This is a genomic window from Desulfomarina sp., from assembly GCF_054039375.1.
Map to the genome: position 1 here is coordinate 1 of NZ_JBPLBA010000150.1, position 10,666 is coordinate 10,666.

Genomic DNA, 10,666 nt, shown 5'->3' on the forward strand with positions numbered 1-10,666 from the left:
ACAGGGAAGAGTTTGAAGATGACGGGTATGAGGTTATTTCCGCCATGAATGGTATGGAAGGTCTGGAGAAGTTCTCTGCCGAAAGACCGGACATTGTGATTCTTGATATTCAGATGCCGGAAATGAACGGTATAGAAGTATTGCGAAAAATGAAGATGCTTGACCCCTCGATTCCGGTTATACTGAGTAGCGCGTACCAGGAATTCAAGCGAGATCTTGGAAGCTGGGCCTCTGATGCATACGTTGTGAAATCGGGTGATATCAGTGAGTTGAAAAATGCAGTGGGAACGTTGCTCGGTGAAGAGAAGTGAATAATTACCTGTCATTAGAGGTAATACCTAAATCCTGCAATTGGCAAGTTTACCGGAGATGTGAGGTTCAATGGCGCTGACGTATAAGCATACTTCAAGCCATTGAAAACGAAGCAGGTAAGCGAGCCTGCGAGACTCCGGATTCGGAAAATTTCCAATCCCGCAGGGCAAAGAAAATGGAAAAAATTACATTCACCTAAAATGAGAATAGCCAAATTTGCTAAATATATCATAATATATTGAAATCAATGTATTTTTACATTTTTTCATTTTCTGAAGTGCAGGATTTAGGAATCATATAGTTGCTGCCCCTGTGAGGAGTTTCGTTCATTGAATGCGTACAGGTTGACCATCAACGAGAGTACGGGAGTCGGAAACGATGATATCTTCATTTTCTTTCAGGCCACTCAGGATCTCTATGTGATCCCCGCTGTGATTCCCCGTGCGGACAATACGGAGTTCGGCTTTGCCGTTTTCAACCACAAAAACACGCTCTATCTGGCCGAAGTTTGTGACCGCATTTTCTGGAACAGTGAGGGTCTCGGCGGAAGCAAGTGCCAGTGTAACCCTGGCAAACTGCCCTGAACGCAGCCTGGGATCTGCCGGTATTTTCAGTTTGATCGGCGCAGTTCGTGAAAACGGGTCTGCCGTGGGGGCTACTTCCGCAACTTTTCCGACAATTGTCAGGTTGACCGAGGGGATAAAAACCGGCAGACTGTCGCCCTTGTTAATCCTGAGAATCATTGCCTCAGGAATGTCGGTCAGTACCTGAAGATTGTTTTCTTCTTCAAGGGAGAGAAGGGGTTTTCCTGGAGTCGCCAGATCTCCGATATTAGTGAGTTTTCTGGTTACTATACCGGAAAACGGGGCAACAATTCTGGTGTACCCCAGCATTATCCGGGCTTCCCTGTGGGCTGCTTCGGCTATTCGTACCATGTCCCTTAATGATTTTACTGTTTCAAGAGTGGCCGCTTTTTTCTTCAACAGTTTTTCTTCCCGGGCGAGATTACGTTTTGCCTGCTCCAGTTGGGCCTTGGCCCGCTGGAGTTTTGCCGATATTTCCTCCGCCTGAATTTCCACCAGAAGGTCTCCCCTGGCAACACGACTGCCGAGATCAACGGGTAACCTGACAATATTGCCGCTTATTTTGGCAGCTATTTCTGCCTGTTCCACGGCCTGTATCGTTCCCACAATTTCAATCTGATTCCTGGCGATACTCTTCTGTACTTTCTGCACACTCACAACTGCATCCGGGAGCGACGCATTTTCTTTTTCCGGCGTCGCTTCTGCAGTATCAAAGGTGCAAAGAGCAGGAGACAGCAGAGAAATAATAAAAAATGTCCAGAGAATTCGTGTTCTGTTTCGCTTCATTGTTACAGCTCCTCTTTTACTCTCCTGTGGTTGGAAATTGCTTCAAACCCGCAACTCTGCGGAGGTTGGCAATAGCTACCTGATAACGTGCCTTGGCTGCGAGCCGCCGGGCCAGCGCATCGGACAGGCGCATTTCAAAATCGATCAGATCAGAGGCAAGAATGACCCCCTCCTTAAACCGGGCCCTGCTGAGCCTGATACCTTCCTGCGCCACCAGGACCATTTTTTCAGTAACACTGACCCGCTTGCGAGCCTGTTTATAATCCAGCTCAGCCTGTTGGATTTCCAGATTGATTGCCAGTTCTGTTTTCCTGATCAGCCCCCGGATTTCCTGCAGCCTGGCTTTGGCTTTTGCAATCATTGAATCAGTCCGGTTACCGTCAAACAGTTTATAATCCATTTTGAGTCCGGCCATCCAGGAATTGCCGCCATCCTCAAGGACCAGACCTCCGTCAACCTGGTAGCTGGCAAAGGCATCGACAGTCGGCAATCTGCCACTTTCAGCCTTTTTCAGCTCGGCAAGCCCTGCTTTTTCACGGGCTCTGAGTTGTATCAGCTCCTGCCTTGCCGAACCATCAATATTGAGGGGGATTTCCTGGGCTGTCAATTCCTCAGTACTGATTTTTACTTCTCCCTCTTTCAGGCCAAGCAGGTTGAGGAAGCTTCGCTTTGTCAGTTCCAGGGTGTGTCGGCTCTGGATCAGGTTTTCACTGGCCCGGGATTGTTGAAGTTCAAGATTGAGGAGATCACTGCGGAGAAGGTCACCGGCTTCAAACCGGGCATTTGCCACCTCCAGAGCCGCACTGATAGCGTCCAGGGCCTCCCGGCGGACCTTGACCATTTCCTTTGCCTGAACAATAGCATGGAAGGTTTTGATGACCTCAAAGGCCAGCCGCTGATGAACTGATGCCAACCCGGCCTTCTGCATCTCCGCAGCTGCTTTGGCCGCGTCAATTTCTGCCATGGTTCGGCCACCATTGTATACACGGTAACCGATGCTGGCCTTGAGGTTCAGATTATCTGTTCTTCCGGGATCATTGAAATCTATAGTCTGGTTAAAGGCACCCTGGTTGAGGATATTGCCGAAAGAATACATGGGATTATTGGTCTGACTGTAGCCTGCGGACAGATCAATCATCGGGTAGTCGATTGACTGTGCTGTGGTGACCATTGTCCTGGCTTCTTCAATTCGCTTGCGGGCTATGAAACTGTCAGGGTTGTTGGTTACGGCAAAAGAAACTGCATTTTCCAGGGTCCAGGTCTCGGGGATTGGTATTGCCGGTTCCTTGCTATTGGAAATACCCGTCAACAAAAGGAAGAACCCAACCGAAATGATAAGAGAAAATGATTTCATATTTTAACCCTTTCTATACGGTAATATTAGGAAAACATCTATTTAATAATTGGATTAAATAAGTAAGTCTTTCTTGGTAACTTGTCACCTAAAATTTGATCTGCTTGAATAGATAAATTACATTATACTGTTAAAACAATAGGTTGTTTTATATTGTCACTCTCCTTGCATTATTACAACTCTATCTTTGAACGATACGGAGGTCAAGATATTAATCGAAACAGCTCTGTGATTGCTTTTTTGATAACACCTTGAAATACAGTTATAAAATTGTACCTAAATCCTGCAATTGGCAAGTTCGGAGTCTTAGCTTACCAGCCGGAAGTGCAGGATTTAGGTTGTAATTGCTCACAGACACTGCTTTAAGGACAAAATGGTTTAGAAAAGTTCCTTCCTGACATTGACCTCGAATGAAAAATCTAATTTTTTACAGTACTCTTGTTCTTCAGGTTTTTCAAAGTGGTGGCCAGTGTTTTTACATCCACCGGTTTGGAAAGGTAGAAATCCATTCCGGCTTCCATGCATTTTTCACGGTCTCCGGCCATGGCATAAGCGGTGAGGGCGACAATGGGGATGCTTCGGATTTTTTTTGATTCGGGCAGGGAGCGTATTTTCCTGGTTGTTTCCAGGCCGTCCATTTCCGGCATCTGTACATCCATGAGAATCACATCAAAATCAGAGTTTTTTCCCAACAACTCGAGAGCACTGTGTCCATCGGATACAACACGGGTTTTATGACCAAGTTTTGTCAAAATTGCCTTGAGAATCTGCTGGTTGATGGGTTCATCTTCAACAACGAGAGTGGAGAGACGGCGCTGTGGACTGATCAGAAGAGGTGCGGCAAAGGGACTTGTTTCCCTGGTTTCATGACAGGTGCATTGCAGGGCGGCAATATCGAACATGAATGTTGTGCCTCTGTTGTCATTTCTTTTCAGGGAAACAGTTCCTCCCATTTGGGTGACGAGCTGTTTCACAATACTGAGACCCAGACCGGTTCCCTTTCTTTTCTGACGCCTGGCGTCCTCCAGTCTTGTAAACGGTTCAAAGAGCCTGTCGACCGCATCCTCGGGAACACCTATCCCGGTGTCGGCAACGGACCATCCGACCCGTATGTTATCCTTTTTCCCCTTTTCAAGGAGATTAATGGTGACATTGATTTCTCCTGAGTCTGTAAATTTAACTGCGTTGCCGATGAGATTGAAAAGGATCTGTTTCAGTCGAGCACTGTCCGCAACAATGCACAGGGGCATGTCCGGAGCAATAGTATAATTGAGTTTGACGGTTCCAAGGGCAAGGCTGTTTTTAAAAGAGGCAATCAGAGGATCCATCATGGAGACAATTTCAAAAGGTTCAGGGTTTATCTGAACCTTGCCCGATTCGATCTTTGAATAATCGAGAATATCATTAATAATTGTCAACAGAGACTCTCCTGAAACCGAGGCGGTCTGGACATACCCTTCCTGCTCTTCATTAAGAGGCGTCATTTTCAGGAGTTGGAGCATCCCTATCACACCGTTCATTGGTGTACGCACCTCATGGCTCATATTGGCCAGGAATTCAGATTTCGCCTTGCTGGCGGCATAGGCCTCTTCCTTTGCCTTTTCCAGTTTGGTGATGATATTTTTTCTTTCGGTGATATCCCGGGCAATGAGCATGAACAGATCTTCTCCGGAGATGGAGAGGCGCAGTGCATTGATTTCAACGGGGAAAGTGGTGCCGTTTTTGGTGAGGAAAATCGTTTCGTAAGTAATATTGCCTTCTTCCTGAAGATGCAGGATCATCTCTTCGTGATATTTGAAATCATTGTCTTTGCTGATATCAAAGGGAGTCATTTCAAGGAGCTCTTCCCTGGAATAGCCGAGTCGCCTGCATGCAACATTATTAACATCGGAAAAATGACCATAGCGGGCACTGTCTTTATCAAGGGTGATTACAAACATCGCGTCGTTTGCATAATTAACGAGTTTGCGGTATTTGTTCCTGCTCTGTTCCAGCTCTACCCTGAGTTGACCGCATTTCGAAAGATCAAGTGCGGAGGACAGGACGGTCCCGGACTGTCGGATAACAAACTGTTCCAGCTCGGCAATTCGTTTTCTGGCCTGTCTGAGTTGTTCCTGGAGTTCGACTATTTCGTTGGTGTTCATGATCCTATCTATGCGGACAAAAGAGATCGTGAAAAGCCGGGGTGCCTGTGAGCGATTATATATTCCTGTATCAGTGAGCCTATCCGGGCAAGCAATGAATACACCGGCCTACATTTCTGATGTTACTGTAAATGATGGGAGAGAGTCAAATTTGAAAGTAAAAAATAATGGTACAATAAGGTTGTATTTTTATTATTGTGAAATAATTATTTAATTCCGTGTTGTTATGATGTTTAAAAGAAGCATGTAGCCTGAAGTGACAGAGGATATCATTAAAATGGATCCGGTCAGGATAAGTGCTGTCGTCAGGCTGAACTGTTCAGAGAAAAAACCGGTTAACGGCCCGATTACTGCAAATCCGAATCGGATGATCATTGACCGGATGGAAAGGACTGTAGCGCGGGTAGCTGATGAGCAGTTATTGTTAATCAGGTCTTTCAGGACAGGGGTAGCATATCCCCTGACGGCATAAAAAAGAAAAAGTGAAACAACAGCAGCCTGGAGCGGTAAAGTTCCAAGAAAAATGTAGCCGAGGGGGATGAAAAAGAGGATGATCAAAAGTGATTTTCTTTCACCAAGAAGAGTAACGATTTCTGCCGCAAATGCTGCTGCGACGGCCACGGTCAGGTTCAGTACAATCCAGAGCGGTGTTATTTCATAGGCAGTGAGTTCTGCTGCCACAAAGTAAATCTGTGCGGTCCAGGCCATGCAGAGGGTTGAAATACCGATCACTGAAGAAAAGAAAATGGTACTTCGCAGCTTTTTGTTGAATATCAGCGTATCCCTGCAGACTTTGAGAATATGGGCAAATCCGGGGACACCATCGGGATGGTCCCTGGGTGGTTCAGTCAGGAGCAGCGAGGCGGGAACAGCGATAAATGCAATTATTCCCTGGGCAAAATAAACGGATCGATAGCCGAGATACCCTGCCAGGAGTCCACCGCAGAGAGCGGCTGCGGTTTCAGCAAAATTCCCGATAGATGTTATTCTGCCCTCAAATTGCAGGTACCTGTGTTTCATGCGGATCGCGGCCAGACTGTCATAAAGGAGGGCGGAGTCGGATCCTGAAATGAAACTGCCTCCCAGTCCCAGGATGATTTCTGCGGTGAGAAACCCCGGGAAAGAAGAGGAAAAAGAATAAATAAAAAAACCAAGAGAACCCATGATGGAACCGAGGACGAGACTTTTTTTCCGTCCGATGATGTCGGCCATATAACCGGAAGGAATCTCCATGAGAGCAACACTGACCGCATAAACAGCCTGGAGCAGATAAATGTCAAAATCATTCAGACCATTTTCCCTGTAGAACAGGGCAACAATGGGCATAATGAGCATCAGCCATTTAGAGAGTTTGATCAGGTAGAGTTTGTAGATATTTGCCTGGATTTTTCTTATCATTGCACGGGATTCAGGGTATTGTGCAGTTCAGCCATGCCGGATGAAACAGTAATTACAGTTCAGAGACAATAAAAGCATAGAGTTGCTGTCCCTGTGAGCAGTTACCTTAATAGGACATGCCTGGGGAAAATCAACCAAAGATCTGGTGGTTTTCTTCTTTTTTAATTTTAAACGGGAGTCGGATCAGAAATGATATTGGTTTCTGTGGTTATCCCCTGTTATAACCAGGGACATTTTATTGTTGAAACCCTCAATTCCATCAGGGTACAGACCTTTGCAAATGTTGAGACGATCATTGTCAATGATGGATCAACTGACGGAAAAACGGACGAGATACTTGCCCGTCTGGACCGTGGGGCTGTCTCTGTTATCAGAACAGAAAACCGGGGTCTTGCGGCAGCCAGGAACACGGGGATAGAGGCGGCAGGCGGGAAATATATTCTGCCTCTTGATGCCGATGATACCATAGAACCGACTTATATCGAAAAGGCGGTAGCTGCTCTGGAAGCTGATGCCGAGACAGGTATTGTTTACTGTAGGGCATCACTTTTCGGTGCTGTTGAGACTGAATGGGACCTTCCGGAGTATTCCCTGGAGAGGATGCTGCTTGACAATATTATTTTCTGTTCCGCACTGTTTCGGCGGGATGACTGGCTGGCCGTCGGCGGGTATGACGAGGAGATGATTTACGGCTGGGAAGACTACTCGTTCTGGCTCAGCCTTATTGAGCGGGGCCGGAAGGTTTATCGTATACCTGAAAGACTTTTCAATTATCGTGTCGCCTCGGACTCCATGGTAAGGAGCAGGGAGAAGTGGCAGAAAATCCAGATGTTCAAACGTATCTATCTGCGGCATCAGAAACTGTTTTCCAAACATATTGAAGTCTGGATTGATGCTGTATTGGACGCCAGGGATCGATACTGTACCAGTCGGCTTTACGTGGACTGCGGCAAAGGTATCAGCGATGCAACCAGTGTCAGTCGAAAGGTGGAGATTGGCACGCGACTGATTGTGTTTGACATTGGCGAATATGATAAAATTGTCGCCCTGCGTTTTGACCCGGTTGATACCTTCGCAATTCTAGAGATAGAACGGATTGATGTTGTCTGCGGTTCAGGTCGGAAAAGAAGAGTGACAGGGATTGAGGCCAACGAGCTTTACAATTCTGAAGGTAAATTGTTTTTTGATACCGATGATCCCCAATGTTATTTTCCGGAGCTTGGAGAAGAACAGTTGCGGGGAGCGGTGGCGGTTGAAGTGTGTCTGCAGTTTTTCGCACTGGGAGAAAAGGCGCTGCTGGCCCTTGTTGAATTTCAGAAAAACCGGATCAGGTTGATGGAACAGAGGGTATTGCCGACGGGAATCCTGACGCTTGGGAAATTGTTCGGCCTCGGTTCAGGCAATGTGAAAAAGAAGGGGACAAAATAGAAAATGGTCCGTTTTTCCGTTTCTGTGAAAAAAACAATTACCCGCTGCCAGCTTGCCTTGACAAATCCTGGATATCGGCTGATCAGGAGGTCAAAACTGTTTGACCATGATTATTACAGAAAGGCCAATCCTGATATCGATGAAGAAAAAACGGACCTGCTTGTTCATTTTCTACGATGGGGTGACCGGGAGCGTCGATCCCCATCCATCTATTTTTCCCCCCACTACTATCTCTCCCGGTTCAGTGAAAAAGAGCGGGATTCCATTGTACCGTTATTCCATTTCCTGCGTGAAGGCGGATCCGCCGGCAATGATCCCAACCCGCTTTTTCATATGGAATATTACCTGCGAAGGTATCCGGATGTGGCTGCAGCACAGGAAAATCCCCTGGTTTATTATCTGAAATACGGCTGGAAGAAGGGACAGATTACCAGCCCGGAAATGGAATATTTACTGGAGGATTCACTTTTTAAGTCGTTGCTGGAAAGAAATATCAATCCCCTGGGATTTCTCCTGGCAAGGAAGCCGTACCCGGGATTTGATCCTGAATATTACCTGGATCGTACACCTGCAGTGGTTGGGAGTGGTTTGTCCCCCTGGGAGCATTATATGCACTATGGAGCCGCAGAAGGGAAAAGCCCGTTTCCCCTTTTTGATCCACACTGGTATAGAATGCAATATCCCGAAATTTCAGTATATTGCAGGGATCTCTACAGCCACTTCCAGGCAGGTAATAATGCCACCCGTTTTCGTCCCTCGGAGTGGTTTGATCCCGGTTTTTACCGACAACAATCTTTGACCTGTGAAAACGAAAGTAAAAACCCTCTGGTTCACTACCTGGGGCGTGGTGTTTTTTCCGGCTGTTATACCGATGCCCGGGTTGCTGGACTCCCTGAGAAGCCGTTGATCTCGGTGATTGTACCGGTTTACAATGTTAAGGCCTGTTACCTGAACAACTGCATCCGCTCGGTTCTTCACCAGACCTATCCTCACTGGGAACTCTGCCTTGCGGATGACTGCAGCACCGAGGAGCATATACGTCCTCTGCTTGAGAAATGGCGCAGGAAGGATCTGCGCATCAATGTCGTATATCTGGAAAAAAACAAGGGCATTGCCGGGGCAACCGAAGAGGCGGTCAAAATAGCGGCAGGTGACTATTTTGCCTTTCTGGACAACGATGATGAACTGACTGTGGATGCCCTTTATCAGGTTGTAAGGGCCATTTTTGAAGACGGAGCTGACCTGTTGTATTCGGATGAGGATCTTATCGGCGATGACGGAACCTGCTTCAACACCTTCTATAAACCTGATTATAACAGGGAGCTGCTGCTCTGTCATAATTATATAACCCATCTGCTGGTTGTGTCTCGTGAACTTTATAAAAGCAGTGGTGGAGTCTGCAGCGAGTTGGATGGTGCGCAGGATTATGATCTGGTGCTTAAACTCTGTCACAATGCGAAAAAAGTGGTTCATATCAGCAAGGTTCTCTATCACTGGCGGGCATCGGAGACATCGACATCTGTAAATCATCTGCAAAAGAGCTATGCTGATCTGGCAGGGAAAAAGGCTGTGGAGAGGGCACTGGTCCGGCTGGAACGGAAGGGAGAGGTAGTGGCAACCGAATGGAAGTTTTTCTATAATCCCCGTTATGATATTTTACCTCTGTATAGGGTTTCCATTATAGTGACCCGGCTTGAGACGGTTGAAAATATAACTGATTATGTCAAGGAGTTGTGCAGCAGAACCGGGTATAAGCATTTTGAAGTCATTCTGCTCCTTGATGAGAGTTCTGAAATGGATGAACGGGAGGATATACAGGCGGCAGAGAGGTCCAGGGTCCTTTCTCTGTTTTTTTCTGAAAATGATTCCATTGCCTGCAGGTTGAACAGGGCGGCGTCGCAGGCGAGTGGTGAATTCCTCGTATTTTTGGATGGCAGCTGTACTGTTGCAGGAGAGCAATGGCTTGAATCCTTTCTTGGATTCGCCGGGTTTGAGGATGTCGGATTTGTAACAGGGCTGGTGGCTCTTGGAGAGCATGGCAAAATGAGCCGTGTGCCGGATATTCAGGACTGTTCTCCCGGTTATTATTTACAATGGATCGCCGGCTGTTCTGTCCATATGAATGGTCTGCAGTGCAGTCAGCAGGTGATGATGGTTTCAGGAGATTTCTGTCTTGTGAGAAAGACTCTTTTTGAACAATTCGGTGGAGTTAAGGAGGAACTGTTTCCCGTATTGTTCGGTCTGTGTGATCTCAGTCTTGAGATACATGAACACGGTCTGAAAAATATTTTCTGCACAGACAGCAGGATAATTCCGGTGGATACGGATTTACCCGGCAGAACAGAAAATGACGGGTCTGAGGCAGGCCTTGAGCGTGCAAGGTTTCAGAAAAAGTGGTCAGCTGTTCTGCAGTCCGGCGACCCGTATTATAATCCGGGTTGTTACAGGGAAGCCGGACTTGAAGACGATGAATTTGCACGCTGGTACCGGGGTGATTTCACCAATTACGGCTCAGAGGCAATAAAATCGTAGAGGTAATTACTCACAGGTACCCCAGCTTTTCACGGTCTCTTCTGTCCGCATAGTAGGCTATAGCGAACAAAAGAGCCTGCAAAAATCTGCGGCACCTGTGAGCAATTACAGTTCAGAGGTAATAAAAT

The 10,666-nt window shown here is 46.8% G+C and carries 7 protein-coding genes; 3 read left to right on the forward strand and 4 right to left on the reverse strand.

The features are described from left to right. A partial coding sequence (locus ACXLDX_RS09040) for a response regulator (RefSeq protein WP_457576849.1) occupies positions 1-311 on the forward strand: 311 nt, incomplete at its 5' end. A gap of 327 nt (positions 312-638) precedes the next feature. On the opposite strand, the gene ACXLDX_RS09045 is transcribed toward ACXLDX_RS09040, so the two are convergent. From ACXLDX_RS09045 to ACXLDX_RS09060, 4 genes are all read right to left on the reverse strand, one after another. After that, positions 639-1,682 carry an efflux RND transporter periplasmic adaptor subunit gene (locus ACXLDX_RS09045; RefSeq protein ID WP_457576850.1) on the reverse strand — a complete coding sequence of 348 codons (1,044 nt, stop codon included), beginning with the start codon at positions 1,680-1,682 and terminating at the stop codon, positions 639-641. Positions 1,683-1,698: 16 nt separating this feature from the next. After that, the gene (locus ACXLDX_RS09050) at positions 1,699-3,036 is read right to left on the reverse strand and encodes a TolC family protein (RefSeq protein ID WP_457576851.1); all 1,338 of its coding nucleotides are present in this window, start codon (positions 3,034-3,036) and stop codon (positions 1,699-1,701) included. 419 nt (positions 3,037-3,455) lie between these two features. After that, on the reverse strand, positions 3,456-5,180 hold the full coding sequence (locus ACXLDX_RS09055; protein ID WP_457576852.1) for an ATP-binding protein: 1,725 nt from the start codon (positions 5,178-5,180) through the stop codon (positions 3,456-3,458). A 210-nt stretch (positions 5,181-5,390) separates the two neighbouring features. Continuing rightward, on the reverse strand, positions 5,391-6,578 hold the full coding sequence (locus ACXLDX_RS09060; RefSeq protein WP_457576853.1) for an MFS transporter: 1,188 nt from the start codon (positions 6,576-6,578) through the stop codon (positions 5,391-5,393). Positions 6,579-6,767: 189 nt separating this feature from the next. Between ACXLDX_RS09060 and ACXLDX_RS09065 the strand changes: the two genes are divergently transcribed. Both ACXLDX_RS09065 and ACXLDX_RS09070 read left to right on the forward strand, forming a co-directional pair. Next, positions 6,768-8,006, forward strand: coding sequence for a glycosyltransferase family 2 protein (locus ACXLDX_RS09065; protein ID WP_457576854.1), 1,239 nt, complete (start codon positions 6,768-6,770; stop codon positions 8,004-8,006). A 3-nt stretch (positions 8,007-8,009) separates the two neighbouring features. Further along, positions 8,010-10,538, forward strand: coding sequence for a glycosyltransferase (locus ACXLDX_RS09070; RefSeq protein ID WP_457576855.1), 2,529 nt, complete (start codon positions 8,010-8,012; stop codon positions 10,536-10,538). Positions 10,539-10,666: the final 128 nt, after the last annotated feature.